Origin of the sequence: Alkalibacillus sp. S2W, from assembly GCF_046764385.1 — a bacterium.
In the GTDB taxonomy this organism is placed as follows: domain Bacteria; phylum Bacillota; class Bacilli; order Bacillales; family Alkalibacillaceae; genus Alkalibacillus; species Alkalibacillus almallahensis.
This window is the reverse complement of the sequence record NZ_CP177234.1, coordinates 591,094-614,070: the sequence shown is the minus strand read 5'-3', so window position 1 is coordinate 614,070 and position 22,977 is coordinate 591,094. Positions and strand designations below refer to the sequence as shown.

General features: G+C 39.6%; 22 protein-coding genes and 1 riboswitch. Of the genes, 9 read left to right on the top strand and 13 right to left on the bottom strand.

The features are described 5' to 3' along the window. Position 1 precedes the first annotated feature (1 nt). The gene (gene gatC / locus ACKXGF_RS03315; protein ID WP_411954855.1) at positions 2-292 is read right to left on the bottom strand and encodes an Asp-tRNA(Asn)/Glu-tRNA(Gln) amidotransferase subunit GatC; all 291 of its coding nucleotides are present in this window, start codon (positions 290-292) and stop codon (positions 2-4) included. A gap of 262 nt (positions 293-554) precedes the next feature. On the opposite strand from gatC, the gene pepF reads away from it, so the two are divergent. The 3 genes from pepF to ACKXGF_RS03300 all read left to right on the top strand — a co-directional run bounded on the left by pepF (position 555) and on the right by ACKXGF_RS03300 (position 3,661). Beyond that, positions 555-2,363 (top strand): oligoendopeptidase F, encoded by a 1,809-nt coding sequence (gene pepF, locus ACKXGF_RS03310; RefSeq protein ID WP_411954854.1) that lies wholly within the window; start codon positions 555-557, stop codon positions 2,361-2,363. 110 nt (positions 2,364-2,473) lie between these two features. Then, a complete protein-coding gene (locus ACKXGF_RS03305; protein ID WP_411954853.1) occupies positions 2,474-3,151 on the top strand; it encodes a diphthine--ammonia ligase in 678 nt (225 codons plus the stop codon). Positions 3,152-3,226: 75 nt separating this feature from the next. Further along, positions 3,227-3,661: a VOC family protein gene (locus tag ACKXGF_RS03300; protein ID WP_411954852.1), complete on the top strand. Its 435-nt coding sequence runs from the start codon at positions 3,227-3,229 to the stop codon at positions 3,659-3,661. A 55-nt stretch (positions 3,662-3,716) separates the two neighbouring features. Here the strand turns inward: ACKXGF_RS03300 and ACKXGF_RS03295 are convergent, their stop codons facing one another. Beyond that, entirely contained in the window at positions 3,717-4,832 is a 1,116-nt protein-coding gene (locus ACKXGF_RS03295) for an NAD(P)/FAD-dependent oxidoreductase (protein ID WP_411954851.1), read from the bottom strand. Between the two features lie 25 nt (positions 4,833-4,857). Continuing rightward, positions 4,858-5,310 (bottom strand): DUF2269 family protein, encoded by a 453-nt coding sequence (locus ACKXGF_RS03290; RefSeq protein ID WP_411954850.1) that lies wholly within the window; start codon positions 5,308-5,310, stop codon positions 4,858-4,860. Positions 5,311-5,409: 99 nt separating this feature from the next. On the opposite strand from ACKXGF_RS03290, the gene ACKXGF_RS03285 reads away from it, so the two are divergent. Then, positions 5,410-5,772: an SLAP domain-containing protein gene (locus ACKXGF_RS03285; RefSeq protein ID WP_411954849.1), complete on the top strand. Its 363-nt coding sequence runs from the start codon at positions 5,410-5,412 to the stop codon at positions 5,770-5,772. A gap of 172 nt (positions 5,773-5,944) precedes the next feature. Here the strand turns inward: ACKXGF_RS03285 and pruA are convergent, their stop codons facing one another. From pruA to ACKXGF_RS03260, 5 genes are all read right to left on the bottom strand, one after another. Next, positions 5,945-7,492, bottom strand: coding sequence for an L-glutamate gamma-semialdehyde dehydrogenase (pruA, locus tag ACKXGF_RS03280; protein ID WP_411954848.1), 1,548 nt, complete (start codon positions 7,490-7,492; stop codon positions 5,945-5,947). Positions 7,493-7,670: 178 nt separating this feature from the next. Continuing rightward, positions 7,671-8,849 (bottom strand): CamS family sex pheromone protein, encoded by a 1,179-nt coding sequence (locus tag ACKXGF_RS03275; protein ID WP_411955550.1) that lies wholly within the window; start codon positions 8,847-8,849, stop codon positions 7,671-7,673. A 12-nt stretch (positions 8,850-8,861) separates the two neighbouring features. After that, on the bottom strand, positions 8,862-10,862 hold the full coding sequence (ligA, locus tag ACKXGF_RS03270) for an NAD-dependent DNA ligase LigA (protein ID WP_411954847.1): 2,001 nt from the start codon (positions 10,860-10,862) through the stop codon (positions 8,862-8,864). Between the two features lie 16 nt (positions 10,863-10,878). Next, on the bottom strand, positions 10,879-13,125 hold the full coding sequence (gene pcrA / locus ACKXGF_RS03265) for a DNA helicase PcrA (RefSeq protein ID WP_411954846.1): 2,247 nt from the start codon (positions 13,123-13,125) through the stop codon (positions 10,879-10,881). Positions 13,126-13,139: 14 nt separating this feature from the next. Beyond that, positions 13,140-13,835: a heptaprenylglyceryl phosphate synthase gene (locus ACKXGF_RS03260; protein WP_411954845.1), complete on the bottom strand. Its 696-nt coding sequence runs from the start codon at positions 13,833-13,835 to the stop codon at positions 13,140-13,142. A gap of 403 nt (positions 13,836-14,238) precedes the next feature. On the opposite strand from ACKXGF_RS03260, the gene ACKXGF_RS03255 reads away from it, so the two are divergent. From ACKXGF_RS03255 to ACKXGF_RS03245, 3 genes are all read left to right on the top strand, one after another. Then, entirely contained in the window at positions 14,239-15,621 is a 1,383-nt protein-coding gene (locus tag ACKXGF_RS03255; protein WP_411954844.1) for a glycine--tRNA ligase, read from the top strand. Positions 15,622-15,840: 219 nt separating this feature from the next. Further along, complete coding sequence (locus tag ACKXGF_RS03250; protein ID WP_411954843.1) at positions 15,841-16,005, top strand: hypothetical protein; 165 nt, start codon at positions 15,841-15,843, stop codon at positions 16,003-16,005. 298 nt (positions 16,006-16,303) lie between these two features. Then, entirely contained in the window at positions 16,304-17,053 is a 750-nt protein-coding gene (locus ACKXGF_RS03245) for a GNAT family N-acetyltransferase (RefSeq protein WP_411954842.1), read from the top strand. A 152-nt stretch (positions 17,054-17,205) separates the two neighbouring features. Here ACKXGF_RS03245 and ACKXGF_RS03240 read toward each other — a convergent pair whose 3' ends face one another. From ACKXGF_RS03240 to mgtE, 4 genes are all read right to left on the bottom strand, one after another. Then, a complete protein-coding gene (locus tag ACKXGF_RS03240) occupies positions 17,206-18,084 on the bottom strand; it encodes a GNAT family N-acetyltransferase (protein ID WP_411954841.1) in 879 nt (292 codons plus the stop codon). Between the two features lie 343 nt (positions 18,085-18,427). Continuing rightward, entirely contained in the window at positions 18,428-18,676 is a 249-nt protein-coding gene (locus ACKXGF_RS03235) for a hypothetical protein (protein ID WP_411954840.1), read from the bottom strand. A gap of 110 nt (positions 18,677-18,786) precedes the next feature. Beyond that, positions 18,787-19,221 carry a PH domain-containing protein gene (locus tag ACKXGF_RS03230; protein ID WP_411955549.1) on the bottom strand — a complete coding sequence of 145 codons (435 nt, stop codon included), beginning with the start codon at positions 19,219-19,221 and terminating at the stop codon, positions 18,787-18,789. Between the two features lie 276 nt (positions 19,222-19,497). Next, positions 19,498-20,865 carry a magnesium transporter gene (mgtE, locus tag ACKXGF_RS03225; protein WP_411955548.1) on the bottom strand — a complete coding sequence of 456 codons (1,368 nt, stop codon included), beginning with the start codon at positions 20,863-20,865 and terminating at the stop codon, positions 19,498-19,500. Between the two features lie 148 nt (positions 20,866-21,013). Next, a riboswitch (M-box (ykoK) riboswitch) is annotated at positions 21,014-21,178 on the bottom strand. Positions 21,179-21,296: 118 nt separating this feature from the next. On the opposite strand from mgtE, the gene ACKXGF_RS03220 reads away from it, so the two are divergent. Both ACKXGF_RS03220 and ACKXGF_RS03215 read left to right on the top strand, forming a co-directional pair. After that, complete coding sequence (locus ACKXGF_RS03220) at positions 21,297-21,659, top strand: fluoride efflux transporter FluC (RefSeq protein ID WP_411954839.1); 363 nt, start codon at positions 21,297-21,299, stop codon at positions 21,657-21,659. Next, positions 21,656-22,003, top strand: coding sequence for a fluoride efflux transporter FluC (locus tag ACKXGF_RS03215; RefSeq protein ID WP_411954838.1), 348 nt, complete (start codon positions 21,656-21,658; stop codon positions 22,001-22,003). The genes ACKXGF_RS03220 and ACKXGF_RS03215 overlap by 4 nt, the downstream gene beginning before the upstream one ends. Before the next feature lie 214 nt (positions 22,004-22,217). On the opposite strand, the gene ACKXGF_RS03210 is transcribed toward ACKXGF_RS03215, so the two are convergent. Further along, entirely contained in the window at positions 22,218-22,967 is a 750-nt protein-coding gene (locus tag ACKXGF_RS03210; RefSeq protein WP_411954837.1) for a 2-keto-4-pentenoate hydratase, read from the bottom strand. Positions 22,968-22,977: the final 10 nt, after the last annotated feature.

Genomic DNA, 22,977 nt, shown 5'->3' with positions numbered 1-22,977 from the left:
CTTAATCCAGAATTGATGGCACACGAAACTGGCCGTCTTTTTGATCAGGCGCATTTTTCAGTGCATCTTCTTTTGAAATCCATTCTTTTGGTTCATCTGCACGCATGACATTTTTCATATCTAATACGTGTGTCGTTGGCTCAACGTTTGTTGTATCGAGCTCATTTAATTGCTCAGAAAAGTCGATGATCGCACTCAATTGCTCACTGTATTTCTCTGCTTCTTCCTCAGAAATAGCGAGACGAGCGAGATCAGCAACGTGTTTAACCTGGTCTTTTGAGATTTTCGACATCCGTTACACCTCCGTACATATTTCACTTCACAATACTATTCATCATAGCAAATTTACCGTTATGATGGCAATATTTTCACCACGCTTATTATACCATTTATTACCCGGGAAATATGTGGTGATTTGTAAGAAAAAGTCGAGCTCCTTTATTTGTCTGTCGAAATTTTTATTATGAAAATTTTCTGATTTATGTGACATAACTTAATTTTTATTTTATACTATTATTTAGACTTACGAAGTATTTTTAGGAGGTTTTCAATTTATGGCTAATCGATTAACACGCCAAGAGGTACCAACAGAACAAACATGGCTCTTAGACGACCTATTCACATCGAATGCAGAATGGGAAAAAGCGCTGAACGACTTAACAGATCTAACACCTAACGTGACACAATATAAAGGAAGGTTACACGAAGGGGCTGATGTGCTAAAAGCTTGCCTTGATGCACAAGCAGAACTCCAAAAGAAAATGATTCTTGTTGGAACGTATGCCAATTTACGTTCATCTGAAGACGGAACAAATCCGGAAAATCAAGCGATGTCAGCAAAAGTATCCTCGACATTTGCTAAAATTCAATCAGAACTAGCGTTTTTTAATTCTGAAGTCTTAGCATTACCAGATGGCACGATCGAAGATTATTTACAAGAAAACGATGAACTAAAAGTCTATCAAAACAGTTTAGAAGACTTATTAAAAGATAAACCTTATACGTTAGCGCCTGAAACAGAGGAAGTACTTGCCTCATTAGGCGAAATCCACTCCGCTCCATATATGATTTATCAGCGAAGCAAATCATCGGATATGGATTTCGGATCCTTTACAACAAGTGATGGAACTGAATATACCAATTCATTTGCGTTATATGAAGACGAATATGAAATGTCAGCTGACACTGAAGTCCGTCACAAAGCCTATGACTCATTCGTGAACACTTTAAAACAATATGAAAATACTTATGCCGCAACATACGCGACACAAGTCAAAAAAGAAGTCGCGCTTGCGAAAGCACGTGGCTATGAATCTGCGACGCAAATGTTATTACAACCACAAAAAGTAACGGAAGAGATGTATCACAACCAACTTGACGTCATTCAAGAAGAACTCGCTCCTGTGATGCGTCGTTTTGCAAAACTTAAACAAGAAGCGTATGGATTAGACAAACTTCATTTTGCTGATCTAAAAGCACCTTTAGATCCCGAATTCAATCCTGAATCATCTTATGAAGACGTCTCCGAGACAATCTTAGAAGCGCTAAAAGTGATGGGGCCTGAGTATACAAGCATTATTGAGCGTGGTCTCAATGAACGTTGGGTCGATTATGCTGATAACGTTGGTAAATCAACTGGTGCATTCTGCGCGAGCCCTTACGGTGTTCACCCGTATATTTTATTAACGTTTACTGGTCAAATGCGTGGTGCCTTTACATTAGCACATGAACTCGGTCATGCAGGCCATTTATATTTAGCTAATGAAAACCAACACCTCTTCAACACACGTCCGTCGACTTACTTTATCGAAGCACCGTCGACGATGAACGAATTATTATTGGCTGATCATTTACTAGAAAATACTGATGATCCGCGCAAGCGTCGTTGGATTGTACTACAACTATTAGGCACGTACTATCATAACTTCGTCACACACTTGCTTGAAGGTGAGTTCCAACGCCGTGTTTACGCATTAGCAGAGCAAGGTGATCCGTTAACAGCCAGCACATTAAAACAACAAAAAGGTGAGACGCTCCGTAACTTCTGGGGTGATGATGTTGAGATTGATGAAGGCGCTGAGCTCACATGGATGCGTCAGCCTCACTATTACATGGGCTTATATCCATACACGTATTCAGCAGGCTTAACTGCTTCAACAGCTGTCTCACAACTTTTTAAAGAAGAAGGCCAACCTGCCATCGATCGTTGGTTAGAAGTATTAAAACTTGGCGGCTCGAAAACGCCACAAGAGCTTATGAAATATGCAGGTGTTGATATGACAACGCCAGAACCGATTAAGAAGGCTGTTTCATACGTCGATTCACTTGTGAAAGAAGTCGAAAAGAGTTATCAAACACAATAAATTAATTATCCCCCCGCTCAATAACTAAATTAAGCGGGGGTTTAGTTTCTCTAACTATAGACTAGTTATGTTATGGTATATTTATAATGAATAGCAAGGAGCGAGCAGCTATGAAACGTGTAGCCGTATCCCATAGTGGTGGAAAAGATTCGATGTTAGCTTTGTACTATATGTTAAATCAAGACGATGTCATCGTGGACCGTTTAATCGCCACAATTGATGAGAACAATCGCCGTACTAGTGTTCATGAAACTAAGGAATCTTTACTTAGTCTGCAAGCCGACGCACTTGGACTTCCACTACAGAAAATCTACCTCCCTTCAACACCGTCAAACGTTGAGTATCATGATCGTATGTATGATGGTTTGAGGCAAGCTGAGCGAGACGGAGTCACTCATATCGTTTATGGGGATATTAACTTAGCTGATGTGCGCGCTTTTCGGGAGGATCAATTAGAAAACTTGCAACTCGACGCAATCTTTCCACTTTGGCAACAATCAACCACAACCTTAATCAACGAATTTTTGTCATTGGGCTTTAAAACGTGGATCACCACCATTGATCCAACCAGAGTTCCTAACGACTTCTTAGGAGTACAATTAGATCACGAAACATTACAAGCATTTCCAGATTCAATTGACCCTTGTGGTGAAAACGGAGAATTTCATACGCTAGTTGTAGATGGTCCTCTATTTCATCAAGTCTTACCTGTTCAATTAAGTAACGCAGTCATAGAAGGAGCATTTTACACTTATCGCGATGTACAACTCAAGGATTCATCAACATAAGAGCAGGATAAAATAGATTGACTACGAAATAGTAACTAGTAGATAAATTTGAACACATACAGAGGTGAATGTTTTATGGGTAGTATTGAATTAGATATGGTGGTAAGCGACAGTTTAGAAGCTTTAAAATTATATGAATACGTGTTTGACCTTGAGGAAGTTAAAGCGACCAACTTACCCAAAGGTCAGAACGAAGTCTTATTCACACTATACAACATGCAGTTTCATTTATTAGATGAAAATCGCGAGGCGTATTTAATAGCACCAACACCTGAGGTCCCTAAGACAAGTTGGGTCAATGTAACCGTTGAGGATATCAATAAGACCTATCAGTTTGCAATGGATCAAGCATGTACCGAAATCCAACCAGTGACTGAAATGGCTGATATGGGTATATCCAATGCGATTTTCATGGATCCATTTGGTTATGTGTGGATGTTACATGAAATGCATGAAGAAACGACCTTTGAAGAACGTGCAGCTATGTGGGAGAATTCTCAAGAACAATAATGCTAGTATGGAAAAAGCCTTAAGATTGATAATCCATTCAATCTTAAGGCTTTTTTTATGAGTTCAACGCTTCACTCACATCATATTGCGATAAATCTAAATCAATCTCTTCACCTAATGCTAAATCGGCTAAAACTGAACCGAGATATGGCCCTGCTGTTAAGCCAGTTGCGCCAAGTCCATTGGCGACAAACAACCCTTCATAGCCTGGCATCGGCCCAATAATCGGTAAAAACCCTGGTGTGTAAGGGCGAAAGCCAACACGCGTTTCTAAAATCGAGGCGTCTTCTAAGCCAGGCGCAATGGTTAATGCTTTATCCAAGATATCACGAATAGCACTTGCGGTCGTACGATGATCGAAATCAGCATAGTCAGTCCGCGTAGCACCTGCCACAATGCGACCGCCTGCAAATGTTAACAAATAACCGTTGCTAGGTGGCATGACAACTGGCCAATCACCCGTATCTTCTCCAACTAAATCCAAATGAACAATTTGTGCACGTTGTGGTGTCACTTCATAATCAATACCGACTGGTTTGACTAATTGTTTCGACCAAGCACCCGCTGTATCAATAACTTGATCAGCTTCAAGAATCTCACCTTGAATACCGACTTTTTTAATTTGATTGCCCTTAGCGACGAGCCTTGCTTCACCTGTACGAATGGTCGCACCATAATGAATGGCACCTGCTAATAGAGCATCGCGCATTGCACGACCATCCACTCTTGCACCACCACTAACATAGACGCCACCGTATTCCTCAGAAATAGGTGGGAACATCTCGCGCACTTCATCTGGTGTTAAGCGTTTAATCTCGCCTATTTCTGGCGCATCTTCTTTTCTTTTCTCTGCGCGTTCTACCATTTGATCTAACTTATTTTCATCGGTATGTAAACTAATCGTACCCACTTGTTTGTAACCTGTCTTGCGCATACCGTTCGCACGTAATTGGTCGACAAGATCTGGGTAATAGCGCGCACCTCGTTTGACAAGCTCATACCACGCTTTATTTCGACGTTGTGACAACCATGGGCAAACAATTCCTGCCGCTGCGTCAGTCGCTTGACCTTCATCTTTTCGATCAATTAGTGTCACGTCTTCACCTTTTTTGGCTAAATGATAGGCGGTTGAAGCACCTAGTATACCACCACCGACAACAACGGTTGTCATAAGCTCATTCCCTTCTTTTCATCAGTTAAAATGGTTTTGTAATCATTAGTATTATAATAACAATAAATATCGTGTTTTCGAAATATTCAACAGTGTATAATCTTTTGGCTAATCGATCATAATCAGCTGGAATTGTGTCTCCTGTCGCACCTGCCAACAAGTGTTTAATTGGCGTCGAGTACCATTTTAAAACAGTCGGGCCCATAGCTAAAGCGATTAAATATAATATGAGACTGACGACATACCAGCCTTGTTGAAATAACGTTGGATTTAATGCTCCCATCCAAAGGCCAGTTACAAGAAGCAATGTCCCACCCACCATAACAAAATAGTGCAGTTGACGTTTGACTTGATAGCCGTGTCTTAATTCAGCCAATGTTTTCGCCGATTTCGTCACCCGCGTTAAAACGAATCCAGGCCCCATCCCAATAATGGCAGAAAAGATATGTATCAGGACTAAACTTTCATATAAAGACACGGGAACACCTCCAAGGTTATTATAGCGTGAAAACACCCCCTTGTTCGTGACAAATCATGACAACAAGCGTACAATTTCAAGTAATAAGGAGTGATCGATATGCAACAGTTGATGTTTGAAGAAAAATGGGACAAAACAATTGCCGAAGTGGACCGAACAAGGGTCAAATCACAATTTGAAAACCTATCGTTTGAAGATCACTCAGGAATAAGTTTCACAGTATTAAATTACGCTTTTAATCATCGTCATCATTTACTCGTGACTGCTCTTGTTCATAATTGTACGGATCAACCTGTGACAATTAAAAATCAATCTATGACGTGGGGTACTCAAGCGACAGGTACATTTACACTCCCTATTGAAATAGATGCCCACCATTCTATGCCGTGGACATTTATTTTCACAGATTATGCAAGCGACATTGACCAAGATGCTGCATTAAAAATGATCGGTAATAACTAAATGGCGCAACTATTTTCGTTTTTGCATCAAGCTTGTTGCATTTTGGCGCAAGACTTATGAAATTTGAATCAATTCCTCTCAATTTGGTGCAAGCGTCACATATTTTGATGCAACGAAGCATAAAGAATAAAAACCTCTCAAAGGCTCGCCCTTGAGAGGTTTTTCACTAATTTTATAGCATTTCAGACATTGTCTTAGCTTGCATGAAGTTGTAAAGGTAATCAGGTCCGCCGGCTTTCGAATCTGTACCAGACATATCGAAACCACCAAACGGATGATAACCAACAATCGCCGCTGTACAACCACGGTTGAAGTAAAGGTTACCGACGTGGAAGTCTTCACGAGCAATTTCTATATGGTTGCGATTATTCGAAATTACAGCACCTGTTAAACCGTAATCCGTGTTGTTCGCAATATCGATTGCTTCGTTAAAGTCTGTTGCTTTCGTGAAGCCAACAACTGGTCCGAAAATTTCTTCTTGTTGCATGCGGGATTTTGGATCTAAATCCGCAAAAATGGTTGGATTGATGTAATAACCATTTGTATCGTCACCATCGCCACCTACAACAAGACGGCCTTCTTCTTTACCAACTTCCATGTAGCCCATAATTTTTTCATAAGCACTACCATCAATAACAGCACCCATATAATAGTTCTCTTTCGATGTGTCACCGATTGATAGTCCTTTTGTGATTTCTGCTACACGATCTAGCACTTGATCATAGACATCTTGATGAACGATGGCCCGTGAACCAGATGAACACTTTTGACCTGAGAAGTCAAAGGCAGACTGTACGATTGATTGAGCTGCTAATTCTAAGTCCGCTTCACTATCAACTACAATCGTATCCTTACCGCCCATTTCAATCACAGTACGTTTTAACCATTTTTGACCTGGTTGAACTTTCGCTGCTTTTTCATGGATACCGACACCTACATCACGTGAACCAGTGAAACTAACAAAGCGTGTGTTAGGGTGTTCAACTAAGTGATCACCGACTTCACTACCGCTACCAGGAATGTAGTTCACAACGCCTGATGGCATGCCTGCTTCTTCTAATACTTCCATAAACTTATAGGCAATCACTGGTGAGTTAGACGCTGGTTTCAATAGTACTGTGTTTCCAGTAACCATTGGTGAAACCGTTGTACCAGCCATAATCGCAAATAGTAGGTTCCATGGTGAAATGACAAGACCAACACCTAATGGAATATATTCAAAACGATTGTTCTCACCTGGACGGCTGTTTACTTCGCCGCCTTTATCGATTTCTAGCATTTGACGACCATAATATTCTAAAAAGTCAATACCTTCAGCCACATCACCATCTGCTTCCTTCCACGCTTTACCAGACTCTTTAATTGCCCAAGCGTTGAATTCATACTTACGACGGCGAACGATTGCTGCTGCGCGGAATAAAATATCAGCGCGCATCTCTGCAGTAGATTTACGCCACCATTCAAATGTTTCATCCGCCACATTCATCGATTTTTCTGCTAGTTCTTTATCTGCTTTCGATACTGTACCCACTACTTCACCTTTGTTGTTAGGGTTAATTGAAGTAATTTTCGCATCTGTATAAATACGTTCTCCACCGATAATAAGTGGATAATCTTTTCCGAGTTCTTGTTCGACTTGACGAAGAGCCGCTTCTTGTTTTTTAGCGTTCTCTTCTACCGAAAAATCCGTAAAAGGTTCATGCTTATAAGCTTGTACCATGGAAAAATGCCTCCTCTAAACGATTTTGCGCCGATAACAGCGCTTCCATAAACTATTTTAAACGAACACTGTTAGCTAATCAAATAAAATTGCAGTTTTTTCAGATAAAAAGTAACGCCCTCTTCATAACAGCCGTGTTATAAGAGGGCGTATGCTCATAAAATTTCATGATAATCTATTAGTCATGATAAATATGATGTGTAATGTCTTCTGCTCCAGCATCCCTAAACAGTACAGCTTCCTGACGTGAAGCTGATTCAACCGTTACCTCCAAATCAAAATATGACGGAAAGTGCTCGGCCATTAAGGAAGAGGCGTGTTGAGTAAATCCGATGACTTCTTGTTTACCATGAAACTCTACCGGAATATTAATCGACAATTCCTGTAGCTCTCCATCTTTATAAAAACCTCTGCCAATCACACCGATATAATTTGGAAAATAGTCTGAGACATCTTGACTAAACCCTGTGAACATTTCGGAATCTTCATAATGATTGTCCTCTGCTTCACTTGATGGAAAAAGCATGGTTTTCTCATCCAACGACTGCCATTCATTAACCGTCATATCATTTGGTTCGACAACCGTTTTTGTAACAAAACTACCTGGTACCGAAGCGTTTGGACTATTTTCACGGTAAAGGGCGATCATAATCGGCACATCTTGTAATTCTTCCATTCCACGAACACGCTCTAATATTTGTCCCGCTGTTTCCTTACCTTTCTGTAACATTTCACTTTTATCAATAGCGACATTATTAGTCGGACCATAATTCACACTAAATTGGTAATCTGATTTAAGCGCAATGCCGATTGAAACACCGCCGAGCTCGACCCGATTCTCTTCAGCTCGAGTTAGATAATTTTGTTCTAGAATATGCGAAACGACTCGTGGATTCTCTTCTTTATATGTTTCTAACTCATCTTCTAAAGCTTCAACTTCATCTTCTGCATTAGCATCTTCCAAATCTTCTTCTAAATCTTCTGGTTGTTCAGGGTTAAATTCATTAATCCAATCAAAAACTGTACTTTCATCTAAATATTGTCCCTCTTGAAATAGATAGTCATCTGGTGAAAAAGGCTCCTTCGATAATCGCGTCAATCCTTGTTCAAACTCATCTATATCATAACGGTTGGATATTTGATTGGTGATTGTCCCTCTAGCAGCACTTGGCTGATACGGTAAAACCATTCGATAGTCATTCGTATCTAACTGATCAGGTGAGACAATCATTTGCTGATCTTCTTCAGTTTGTTCCTCTTCATCCGTTTCTTGAACGACTTCCTCTTCCGAATCAAATTTCGGACTACACGCCGCCATTAATAGAACTAATAACGGCAATCCAAGCCATTTACTCATTTGTGTCAATCACTACGCCTCCAATGCTTCTAACAATTGCGCTTCGTCCCAAACCGTCACATCTAATTCCTGGGCTTTATCAAATTTCGAACCTGCATCTTCTCCAGCAATTAATAAATCCGTTTTCGAGCTAACACTACCCGTAACTTGTCCACCTAATGCTTCTATTTGCGCCTTAATATCTTGTCGGCTCATATCCGTAAATTTACCCGTGATGACAATGGTTTTCTCATAAAATGGTGAGTCCTCACTCGCTTCAACTGTTTCACCTAAATACGTCATGTTCAATCCAAGTGATTTCAACTCCGTAATCAGCTGTTTGACTTGTTCCTGTTCAAAATACATCGCAATTGATGCCGCCATTTTATCACCAATATCAGGAATAGCTTCAAGATCCTCTTTATTAGCCGTCATGAGCTGATCCATTGTACCAAATTCTGCAGCTAATGTATCAGCTGCTTTGCTACCAACGAACCGAATGCCAAGGCCGAATAACAGACGTTCAAGTGAATTCTCCTTCGATGCTTCAATCGCTTTGAGTAAATTATCAACAGATTTCTGACCCATACGTTCAAGTGGTAACAAATCATCTGGCGTTAATTTATATAAATCAGCAATCGTCTGAATTAATTGGTGGTCAAAGAGTTGCTCAATCACCTTTTCACCCAAACCGTCAATATTCATCGCATTACGTGAAACGAAATGGATGAGCCCCTCTTTTAATTGAGCTGGACAATTTGGATTAACACAGCGCCATGCGACTTCTCCATCAACCTTCTCTAGTGGCTCACCACATTCTGGACAGTTTTCTGGCATGCGGAATACTTTCTCATCACCCGTTCGTTCTTCTGTTACAACTCGTACGACTTCAGGGATGATGTCGCCCGCTTTCTTAATCACGACCGTGTCATGTAAGCGAATATCCTTTTCGATAATTAAATCTTCGTTATGAAGGGACGCCCGTTGTACGGTTGTCCCAGCCACTTGGACGGGTTCTAAAATGGCTGTCGGTGTCACTGCTCCTGTACGTCCAACGCTTAATTCAATATCATGAAGCGTCGTCACCGCTTCTTCAGCCGGGAATTTATAAGCAATCGCCCAGCGCGGATTTTTCGCTGTAAAACCAAGACGCTCTTGCAAGTCGATTGAATCAACTTTAACGACAATGCCATCGATTTCGTAATCCAATTCGTGGCGTTTAACCGTCCATTCTTCGGTATACGCAATCACATCCTCAATCGATTCGAAAGTCTGTGTTTGCGGGTTAATTTTAAAGCCAAGTTCCTTCATATAATCAAGTCGTTCACTATGAGAAGCTGTTGTCGCTGCTTCCCATTCACCTACACTGTATAAAAAGATATCCAAATTACGACGAGCAGCAATCTTCGGGTCAAGCTGTCTTAACGAACCAGCTGCAGCGTTACGCGGGTTAGCAAATGGTTCATCCCCGTTTTCTTCGCGGGCTTGATTGAGAGACAAGAACGATTGCTTAGGCATAAACACTTCACCGCGCACTTCAATCGTTTCCTCTTCGCGAATTTTAAGCGGAATGCTTTTAACTGTTTTTAAGTTTTGGGTAATATCTTCACCCGTTTTCCCGTCACCGCGAGTAGCGCCGCGAACAAACTGACCGTTTTCATACAAAAGTGAAACCGCTAATCCGTCGATTTTTAGTTCGCACACATAACGCACTTGATCGCCCACACGTTCTCTCACTCGCCGATCAAAATCGCGTAATTCTTGGGCATTAAACGCATTCCCCAAGCTTAGCATCGGCACATTATGATCGACTTTAACGAACTGATCGAGCGGTTGTCCACCTACACGTTGAGACGGGGAATCAGCTGTTTGAAACTCAGGAAATTCTTCTTCTAGGTTAATCAGTTCACGTAATGCTTTATCATAATACTCATCGGTAACACTCGGCTTATCTAGTACATGGTATTCATAATTATATTGGTGCAACTCATCTTGTAACGCTTCAATACGTTGTTTCGCTTCATCGCGATTCATGGCTTGCCACTCCTCGTTATAATTTTTCAACCGGAGCAAATTGGGCTAACAATCGTTTAATACCTACAGGTGATGGAAAGGCGATGTCAACTTCTGCGTCACCACCAGTGCCTTCAACCCTTACAATTGTGCCTTCTCCCCATTTTTGGTGTTTTACTTTGTCACCGACCTGGAATGTCGACGGATCAGCCGGTTGTTCTTTAATCGTCTTCGCCCGTCGTTTCGGCTTGTCTTGCTCCTGCTGGGATTGGTTCTTGTTATCAGCCAATGCTTGGATGGCGTCTTCAAAAGACTCGTTTGATGACCCAGAACCTTGACTAATTTGACCTTCCTGCTGACGTAATTCATCTGGAATTTCGTCGACAAATCGGCTTTTTTGATTAAACTGTGTCCGTCCAAATAATGTTCGCATCGATGAATAGGTTAAATACAATCGCTGTTCCGCACGGGTAATTCCTACGTAAGCTAAACGACGTTCCTCTTCCATCTCTTCTTCATCAAAGATGGAACGACTATGTGGGAAAATATTTTCCTCAAGTCCGATTAAGAATACAACTGGAAACTCAAGCCCTTTCGCTGCGTGCAATGTCATAAGTGTCACTTGTTCTTGCGCATCATCATCTGATTGGTCTAAATCCGACACTAAAGCTAAATCCGTTAAGAAACCAATCAAACTCGTGTCCTCATTCGCTTCTTCAAACTGACGCGTCACCGTCTTGAATTCTTCTATGTTTTCTAAACGACTCTGAGACTCAAGCGATTTGTCTTGCTTCAGCATATCCTCATAGCCAGAACGTGATAGTACCTCATCAACAATTTCAGTTACCCCTAAAAACTCCTGTTGAGATCGCCAGTTTTCAATGAGGTGACGAAACGCTTGCAGTTGTTGGCCAGCTTTTTTACTGACACCTACTAGAGCGATATCTTTCACTGCTTCATACAGTGATAAATCATGCATTTCTGCGTGCATTTGTAGCTTATCGATTGATGTTTTACCAATACCGCGCTTCGGAACATTCACGACACGAAGGAAGCTAATATCATCATTCGGATTCGTAATTAATCGTAAGTATGCAAGTAAGTCTTTAATTTCTTTACGGTCGTAGAATTTCGTGCCACCGATAATTTGATACGGGATATCGGATTTCACGAACACATCCTCCATCGCACGTGACTGGGCATTCGTTCGATATAAAATCGCAATATCATCATAGCTAAAACTGTGTTCCTGCGTGAGTTCTTGAATTTGATCAAGCACATATCGCGCCTCTTGTTTCTCATCGCGCGCTTCATATAAGCGAATCCGTTCGCCACCATCATTATCCGTCCACAATTCTTTCGGCTTACGTGACGTGTTACGTTCAATCACATCATTTGCTGCCTGCAAAATCGTTTTCGTTGAACGATAGTTTTGTTCTAAGAAAATCGTTTTTGCATTGGGATAATCATTCTCAAAGGATAAAATATTATAAATATCAGCCCCACGCCATTTATAAATCGACTGGTCCGAGTCACCAACAACACATAAATTTTGAAAGCGATCCGCTAACTTTTTCACGAGCTGATATTGCGCTTTGTTCGTGTCTTGGTACTCATCCACGTGAATGTATTGGAAACGATTTTGATAATAATTAAGCACCTCAGGCACGCGGTCGAATAGGAAGAATGTTTCCATGATTAAACTATCGAAATCAAGTGCACTGTTTTTACGTAAAATCGTCTCGTATGTGTCATAAACGGAAGCGATTTGTTCATCGTAATAGTTGTTCGCTTCTTGTTTTAACTGTTTTGGTGTGATTAGTTGGTTCTTCGCCTGGCTAATCGCACCTTGCATCGCACGTGGATCATATTGTTTCGGGTCTAAATTCTGAATGCGTAGTGCTTCTTTAATTGCTGTCTTCTGATCGGTCGCATCATAGATTGCAAAGTTACGATCAAGACCAATACGATCACCATCACGTCGTAAAATCCGTACACAAAGGGAGTGGAACGTCGACATCATAATGCTTTTAGCGTCATCGCCAACTAGTTTCTCCACACGGTCCTTCATTTCGCGTGCTGCTTTATTCGTAAAGGTTATCGCTAATATATTGTAAGGTTGAACTCCTTTTTCCGCTAATAAATAAGCAATACGATGAGTGAGGACGCGTGTCTTCCCACTACCTGCTCCCGCCATAATGAGGAGTGGTCCCTCTGTATGTTTAACCGCTTTTTGTTGTTCAGGGTTCATCGCATTTAGAATATCGTTCATTGTCATACTCATGACGTTCCCACCTTTTATTGTTCTACTTGCTTCACGGCTTCTACCGTTTCAATCGCTCGGTTAATATCGCGGTAAATCACATCACCGACGACAATGATCTGGGCATGAGCAGCCATTTCTTCTGCTTGCTCAGCCGTTTCTATTCCGCCACCATAAACTAAAACTGTCTTTTCAAGTTCCTGACTCACCCGCTTTACTAATGCTGGATCGCCATAAATACCACTATATTCTAAATACATAATCGGTAGTGGCATTAAATGTTCGATTAAGCGCGCATAAGCGACGACATCTTCAGTAGTGACGGCTGTTGCATTCGTATATTGATAAGCTTTGGATGCTGGGTTTAGCATAACGTAACCTTCCATAAACAGCTCGTCCCATTCTATCCAATCACCATACGTTTTCACCGCTTCATGATGCAGATCAATCATCCACTGTTTATGACCACTGTTTAAAACGGTCGGGATTAGATAATGATCAAACCCTGGTGCAATCGACGAAAGATTAGAGACTTCTAACAAACATGGGATGGGATACTGTCTGACTCGTGCTAATAAATGAATAACATCGTCTAACGTGACATCATCCGTGCCACCAATCATAATCGCATCTGTGCCAGACTGACAAACCGCTTTTAGGTCATCTTCTGTTATGTATTTGTTCGGGTCTAATTTAAACATGTGACGCCAATTATTAAACGGTTCACTCACAGTCATTCCTCCAACATCCTTCTAACCTTATCTATTATACCAAAAAACCCCCTCATCTTTCATTGTCCAATACGAGAAAAAGTGACAATCTGTTAGCTAAAACGTTGAGAAAACACATATGGTATGCTAGTATATATGAGAATAAAATTAATAAACGTATGATGACAATGAAGGATTAAATAGTAGCATAACCCACTACCAACAAGCGATTCAGGGATGGTGTAAGCCTGAAGTAAGGTGATGTGAAACGGCAATCTGGAGTGATCGCCTGAAAGTGGATGTGCTCGTCACATCAATCAGGGTGGAACCGCGGGAAATACACTCTCGTCCCTGAGCTATTCGATTAGCTCATGGGCGGGAGTTTTTTAATGCTATCGCAAGAACTATTTTGGGAGGTTTTCAAATGGCTCAAGAAATGGACCATATCGTCAATCACTGTAAACATCGCGGCTTTATTTTCCAAGGCTCCGAAATCTATGGTGGCCTAGCAAACACATGGGATTATGGACCACTTGGTGTTGAACTAAAGAAAAATTTAAAAGACGCTTGGTGGAAAAAGTTCGTGCAGGAATCACCGTATAATGTCGGACTTGATTCAGCAATTTTAATGAATCCAAAAACATGGGAAGCAAGTGGTCACTTAGGTAACTTCAACGACCCAATGATCGACTGTAAAGACTGTAAATCACGCCACCGTGCCGACCACTTAATCGAAAACCATTTCGAAGCAAAAGGTGAAGAGCGTGTTGTTGACGGTTTACCATTCGATGAACTCGTGAAAATTATTGAAGAAGAAGGCATTACGTGCCCTGACTGTGGATCAAGTGAATTCACGGATATTCGTCAGTTCAACTTAATGTTCAAAACGTATCAAGGTGTGACGGATGATTCATCTGACGAAATTTATATGCGCCCAGAAACCGCACAAGGGATTTTCGTCAATTTCAAAAACGTTCAGCGTACGATGCGTAAGAAGCTACCATTCGGAATCGCTCAGATCGGTAAAAGTTTCCGTAACGAAATCACACCAGGTAACTTCATTTTCCGTACTCGTGAATTCGAACAAATGGAAATGGAATTCTTCTGCAAACCAGGTGAAGAACATAACTGGTTCGATTATTGGCTCGACTTCTGCCATAACTGGTTACTCAACTTAGGTCTAGATCAAGAGAAAGTTCGTCGCCGTGAACACGATGAAGACGAGCTATCCCACTACAGTAACGCAACAACTGATTTAGAGTACGAATTCCCATTCGGTTGGGGCGAACTATGGGGTGTTGCTTCCCGTACAGATTACGACCTAAAACAACATGCCGAGCATTCTGGTGAAGACATGGAATATATTGACCAAGAAACAAATGAACGTTATATCCCATATGTCATCGAGCCAGCCTTAGGCGCAGATCGTCTAGCACTGTCATTTTTAACAGACGCTTACGAGGAAGAAGAACTTGAAGATGGTTCATCGCGTACTGTGATGCATTTCCATCCAGCTGTCGCACCATTTAAAGCAGCTGTCTTCCCATTATCGAAAAAATTAGCTGACGAAGCACAAGAAGTCTTCCAAGGTTTAGCCCAAGACTTCATGGTCGACTACGACGACGCTGGCTCAATCGGTAAACGTTACCGCCGTCACGACGAAATCGGTACACCTTATTGCATCACCTACGATTTCGATTCCAAAGAAGACGGCCAAGTCACTGTCCGTAACCGTGATACGATGGAACAAACCCGCATGCCAATCGCGGATTTAAAAGACTTTTTACAAGATAAAATTCAATACTAATCAAGAAGGACAGCATTCTGGTATTAGGTAGTTCAGTTTTGGCGTACAAAATTTTATTTTGTACCCTTAATTGAACTACTTTTTTAATACGAAATCATTAGTCATAAACGTAAGACTTATTGTAATACAATTTGTGTAGCTTTTGAGGAAGTTTTTTGATGGTTAACATTTATATGGTAAAATAAGTTAAATAACTTACTCAAATTAGGGGGGGATCGTATGGATATTCCATTTTATCTACTGATGGGGATACTTTTTATTGGAATTTTCACCTTTGGTTTATATGAATCAAAAAAGAAAAATGAAGTGAAACTTGAAGAAATTAAATTAGAACGAGAAAAACTAGCTTTAGAGCAAAAAAAGGTGGAAAATGAAAGAGAGTAATATAACGGCAATTTTAAATACTGTCAGGCAATCAATGAATATTATTACCTTATAAACACGCTTGTTCTATGTGAATGAGGGTGTTCATTTTTTGTTGAAACAAAGCGTTATAATTGATTTAACCATTTAAATTAATAGTGAATTGTTTAGAGACGAGAATAAATCAATTCAGAAGTCTAACAGTCCGTTAAAAGCATTACAAATAAATGGTGATTTTTAATAAACTAATATAAAGTACTTGTCCAACTAAAAAGACATGATTGTTTAATAAGAATGAGCGAATAGGTAGGTTGTATTTATGGATGAAAAATATACCGTAGTTACATTAGAAGAGCGTCCTGATTTAGAAGGTGAATTAGATCAGTTACATAGTATAGGGTGGCCAAAGTTTATGGGAGAGGATCCGATAGCAGTAAAGTATTGGAACAAATTACTTTCCCGGTTCCCTGAATTTCAATTCATTCTCTTGAATGAGGAATCTAAACCCATGGCTTGCGGAAATTCAATTCCTTTTAATTGGGATGGTGATGAAGACAACTTACCAACAGGATGGGATGAAGTCTTTGAAAAAGGAATGTTAGGTGACGAAAACAGTTTACAACCTAATTCACTGTCAGCATTAGCTATTGTCATTCATCCAGAGTGTAGAGGGAATGGTTTGAGTGTGAGAATGGTTAAGGAAATGAAAAGTTTATCCATTAGAAATAATCTTAAATATATGGTAGCTCCTATTCGCCCTTCATTAAAGCACAAATACCCGCTTGTTCCTATGAAAGAATACATTAGTTGGATTCGAGATGACGGAACACCTTTTGACCCTTGGATTAGAACACATTTCAAGACTGGTGCTTCTATAATAAAAGTCGCAGAAAACTCTATGATCATTCCAGCATCAGTTGAAGAATGGGAAGAGTGGATTGGTATGAAGTTACTTTCTTCGGGAAGCTATATCATAGATGAAGGATTAGCGCCACTAGATGTAGATAAGGCAACTAATAGGGGTGTCTACATTGAACCTAATGTATGGATGAGGCATTATTTGGATTAAAACAAACATTGTTAGACCAAGATTTACACAGGAACTGTGGTTCCATATGCAAATCTACAATATTTATTGATGGTCAGGAAAAACTAACGCCCCGGTTAATCGAAGTATAATATTCTATTCACAACCAACTTCACATTTATCACCAACTAATTTTATCCTATGTTTTTAGTGAATGTGTACAAGTCATGTAGATGTTCAAAGCCAACTTTTTTATATAACTTAATAGCATTAACATTAGCGGAGTTGACACATAGTGTGATAGAGTCCATGCCCTCAAATGTAAATAACCACTTTAAAGCACCAGTTAATAATTGCGCTCCAATTCCATTACCTCTTTCGGACTTCTCAACAGCAAAAAATTCAATACTTGCTTCACCAAATTCGGGTTCCGCCTCAACATAAATATATCCACAGAGTAGACCTTCATTAGTTATTATAAAAACTTTTTTATGATCATCTAAACGTTTAATAATTTGTTGTCCACTATAATAAGTGTTAGGGAAAGCTTCATCATGAAGTTGTACCATATCTAAGTAATACTCAGGAGTCAACTCTTCTATAGAAGTACTTTTTAACTCATGGCTATTATTACACTGGAAGACCAATATTGTTTCATAACTATACTTTTTAAATGAAAGAGAGCTTGATAATTGACACACTCGGGTGTTTTTCACATTCGGAAACATCTCCAATGAGTCTATTTTCTTTGGAAGCATATCAGTCATTTTCTTCCACATTTCATAAACAATATCCCACTTCTCTCGTAAAATAAATGGTCCCCATATTTCGGCACTATTATCATCGAGGTCTGCATCAAATCCCAAAACCCCCACCAATTTATTACCTTCGTATGCTACAACGAAACTATCAGTATATTTAATATCTGAAATATCATTTATCATATATTTTGCAATTTCGTTCTTATCTTTCCCGCAATAACCAATATGTGATTCTTCACTAGCATTCATTTGTGATATAAAATCCGACACTAACCCAAGATCTTCTTTATCAATCATTCGAATTTCTAACAATTTAACTCCCTCTTCTCAAATACAAGATATCTCTTGTTAAATTATCCTACTCAATTAGTTGAACAACGTCTTCTAACTTATTTTACCATATATAAAATATCACCTTTACATTTTCTCGATTAATGATCAAATTTGAATTGCAAAAAGCCGATAGTTTAACCTACACTCACTTATAAAAAAAGCAGCTCAATTAGGAGTACAAATCTCTTATTTGTACTCCTAAACTGAACTACTTAATACAGGCAGATTCTCGTTTTTGCAATTTATAAAAATAATCGTGGCCAGGTTTAGTCGATCATTCTGTATCAATGAATCAAGCTCAGTAATCGTCATTGCAGTTGAATTAAACAGTCACAATAGCCAGTATAACCGAGACTATACCAAGTAACATTAAGCCAAATAACACTATTTTCTTGCCTAAATCACTCTTGGAATACAGATAAACAAAAACCAGATAAATAACAGTAGCAATTGAAAAAAATGAAATTCCCGTTACAGTCTTTTCACTTTCATAATCACTAAAAAGAAAATGCAAGATGATTGTGGGATAAGAAATTAAGGCGATTAAATAATGCAGTTTTGAACTGTTCATCTAACATCTTCTCCTTACTTTTATAGTTTACTTAAACCATACTAGGGCAGTTGATTAATAAAATTTTGTCTGGCAAAGTCTAAAAATGGGTTTAAAAATATGGCAAATACTTAATTATCTTCAAAGATGATATCTGGATTATTAGTTTTTAGTAAGTGAATAAATTCATTTTTGTTTTTAGGTGAAATACTTATAACCTTATAATTGCCATACAGAATTGATAGTCGATCAATTGAAAGAGCAGGTGCTGTAAAAGGGCTTCTTTCATAACTTATTTTTTTAATAGCATTCATATCAATAACCCATTTAAATGGTCCGAATTTAATTATTAAGTCTCCACTATTTAAATAATATTTCGTATCAAACCAAATCCAGATCACCAATACTAATAATGCTCCCGTAATGATGAAACCCAATGGACTATTATAGATAATCAACTGCAAACCAAAAGGCTCAAAACCAAAGCTATAAATCCATAAAATAAAGGCTAAAAAGCCATAGAAAAATAATCTAGCCAAAACATCCTTTTTAGTTGGAAAATACATCACTTAACCACTCTTCTCTATTAACCTTTTGGGTTACTGTTTTTGTTTACATTACAAGATTGAACTATTTAGTTAAACATGCAGTCCTTTTTAGTCAATTTCGGCTTTCGCCGATAAAATCATAAATTTCGCTGATAAACTGCTCATTTTCGCCGTAACGTTCAAGATTTTCGCTGATAGAGTTGAAACTTTCGCCGATGAACCGTAATTTTCGCCGATAATCGCAAAAAATCACTGATCTATCTACCCATCAATGGTAAGTATTTCTCCACTAAATCACATCAAATACTCAATCATCGATGTCGCTATCGTAAAGTAAATCAACAATCCAAATATATCATTCAATGTTGTAATGAACGGTCCTGATGCGACAGCTGGGTCTATTTTCAATCGATTGATGATGAGTGGAATGATTGAACCAGTTAAAGTCGACACGCTCAAAGTCAGCATAATTGAAATGCCGACGATTCCAGCAATGACGTAGTTTTGTTCATAGAATAAGATAATTAATAAGGCAATCGTTACGCCACTTCCGGCTCCAATCATAATCCCAGTTAACAATTCACGTCGTAGCACTTGCCAGACGTTACGTTTATCGAACGTTCCAAGCGCAATATTACGCACCATGACAGCTAGTGATTGTGTTCCCGTATTACCTGCAGCATCCATTAATAACGGAATAAACGCAGCTAAGATCACGATTGTTTGTAACGTATCCTCAAAATAACCGATCACTTCAGCCGTGATCAACCCTAAAAACATCAGCATAATGATCCACGGGGCGCGTTTTTTCGTAGACTCCCAGGCTGTAATATCTGCACCTGTTGCACCACGCACAGCTGAGATTTCGCCAAAGTCTTCTGTTGTCTCATCTTCAATGACGTCGATAATATCGTCGACCGTGATAATTCCGACTAATCGATTTTCCTCTGAGACAACTGGTGTCGCTAAGAAATCGTATTTTTGCATAAGGCGCGCGACTTCTTCTTGGTCTTGGTAAGATTTAACCGATACAACACGCTGACTCATCACATTTTCGATCACTTCACTCGGGTCGCTCGTAATTAGATCACGCAATGAGACAACGCCTACAAGTCGCCCATCTGTATCGACAACATATAGATAATAAATCGTTTCCGCTTCAGGCGCATCGTTTCTTAAATTAAGCATCACTTGTTGAACAGTATCTGTCGTTTTAATCGCGATGAATTCTGTCGCCATCAACGCACCAGCTGTTTCTTCATGATACTCCATAATCTGCTGAACTTTTTCAGCTGTTTCTTCATCCATTTCATTTAAAGCAGTGGACACTTCTTCATCTTCTAGTTCTTCCAAATAATCCGCGACATCATCGGAGGCCATCTCATTCAATGTTAAGATCCATTTGTCACGATTCATTTCCGACATAATTTTTTGTTGCTCATCGACTTCTAAACCTTGAAATATGTCTGCCAATTCTTCGGGGGTTAACGTATCATAGACGCGCTGTCTAAATTCTAAATCCTCTAAGCCCTCAAACCATTCCACTTGATCTTGAATATGCAAGGATAAGAGCGATTCTCTAAACGTTTCAATATGGCCTTGTTGTAACAATTCTTGTAACTGTTGATATAAATTTAATTTCGTACTACGTCGCATAACCATCAAGTTTGTGACCTCCTATACTCGCTTGTTTTTGTTCCACTTAGTTATTACATTAACTTTGATTAATTCAGCATTAATAAAAACAAAACTCGCCTCTCTCAAACATGGAGAAAAGCGAGTGGATATCTAACGATCATTAACTTCAGGCATTTTTCCTCCAATCGTTTGAGCTTTAGCACTGAGCGGCATAGGATGAACCAGCTACGTTAAAAACCACCTTATGTCGATCGTTTTTGCTGACCCATTGGCGTCTTTGGACGTTTTTGGGCAGTAGCATATCTCCGCACAGGAGCCTCACCTAACGAGGATATATTAACTTTTACTTTTATATCATACATGAAAAACAAACTTAACGTCAATTAAACCACGCTACACGTGCCTTTAACGAATATGCTATAATAAACCATTATGACTCACTTCGAGGGATCTTTATGTATAAAAATGCTTTATTTGTAGCTTTAGGTGGAGCAATAGGGACTTTATTAAGATATTCGATTGATTTATCCTTTCCAAACACCTCTACACTGATTGTCAATTTGGTCGGTAGTCTCTTTCTAGGGCTATTCACCGCTTATACAATTGAAAAATCTATCCCTGAATGGCTTAAAGTCGGTATCGGCGTTGGCCTTTTAGGTGGTTTTACGACTATGTCTACTTTTGCGAGCGACGTGCATGCCTTAGCTAGTAACGACGCTTGGCTAACATCAGTTGGCTACAGTTTTGTATCTGTCGCAGGCGGGCTTCTTCTAGCTTTAGTCGGATACGGTTTTAGCCGTCGAGGTGAACGCGTATGACTATTCTTTTACTAGCAATCAGTGGTGGTTTAGGTGCAGCTAGTCGCTATATGATCGGTCAAATAATTATGCAAAATCGTTCCAAACAGGCACTCCCCCTCGCAATGATTGTGGTGAATTTATTGGGTGCAGTTGGATTAGCGTTGGTCAGTCAATTAGAAGGTTTCTTTTATCTAGTAGGTGGAGTCGGCTTCTTCGGTGCATTTACAACATTTTCAACCTTTAGCGTTGAAGCCATCCAGTTAATTGAGAAACGTTTTTTTACCCAGTTTTGGATTTACACACTCGTCACGATTCTCGGCTCTATCAGTTTGTTTTCGCTAACAACATGGATGATTCAATAATAAACGTTTATCGCCGCTTGGGTGATGAACGTTTTTAGGATTAAGTTTATGAATGAGGTACATCTTGCTATGGATTGTTTGCACCATAATTTGGGTTCATTGCTTCACATTTCGAATGGCTTGCGTCAATCTTTTTGTTTCTTGCTTCAAAGTTCAAATTCCTTGCACCATAATTCAAATCACTTGAATCATTTTTCAATATGGTTGCGTCAAACTAAACGATCTCCACCTGAACTTGACCGATTCGCTCAAAATCTGCTCGGTAAACACCTTTTTCAAGCTGCTTCGGTAGCATAAAGGTGCCTGATGAAACGACCATGCCAGCTTCTAAATGCTGTCCATTTCGAGCTAATGCATCCACCAGCCACTTCACCGCATTTAACGGATTTCCCATCACATCTTCAGACGTTCCTGTGACTAACAACTGATGATCTAAAAAAACATGTACGGTCAGGTCATTGAGATCAGCTTTTGTTAACCCTTCTTGCACTTCACCGACAACCACTTTTCCTGCTACTGCTCGGTCCATCACAATTTGATTCAAAGCTAACTTTGGAAACCAATCCTCATAACGCGAATCAGGAATTTCAATGCCTGGTGCAATCCGTGTTTTGTCTAAAATGGTTGTTTCATCGTCATCTGAATCAATCTGTGAATCAATTAAAAACATTAATTCGACTTCAATCAGTGGTTCTCTGAGCGTATTAATTTCCACAACATTATTTGCAATCGAATCTTTTAACAAAGCACCATAAAGCGGTTCTGTTGCGCCAAATAAATCTTGTGTTTCGCTACTTGTTAAACTAATTTTATACCCTGCAAGAGGATTGCCTTGCTTCTCCTCTTTCTCAACGAGTTGCTCTTGTACGTCATAGGCTTGCTCTAACGATTCCACACCCACTTCAACACGTGATAACAAAGGGCCTCCATGATAGGCTCTATATAATTGATCAACTACGCTCATCTTGTCACCT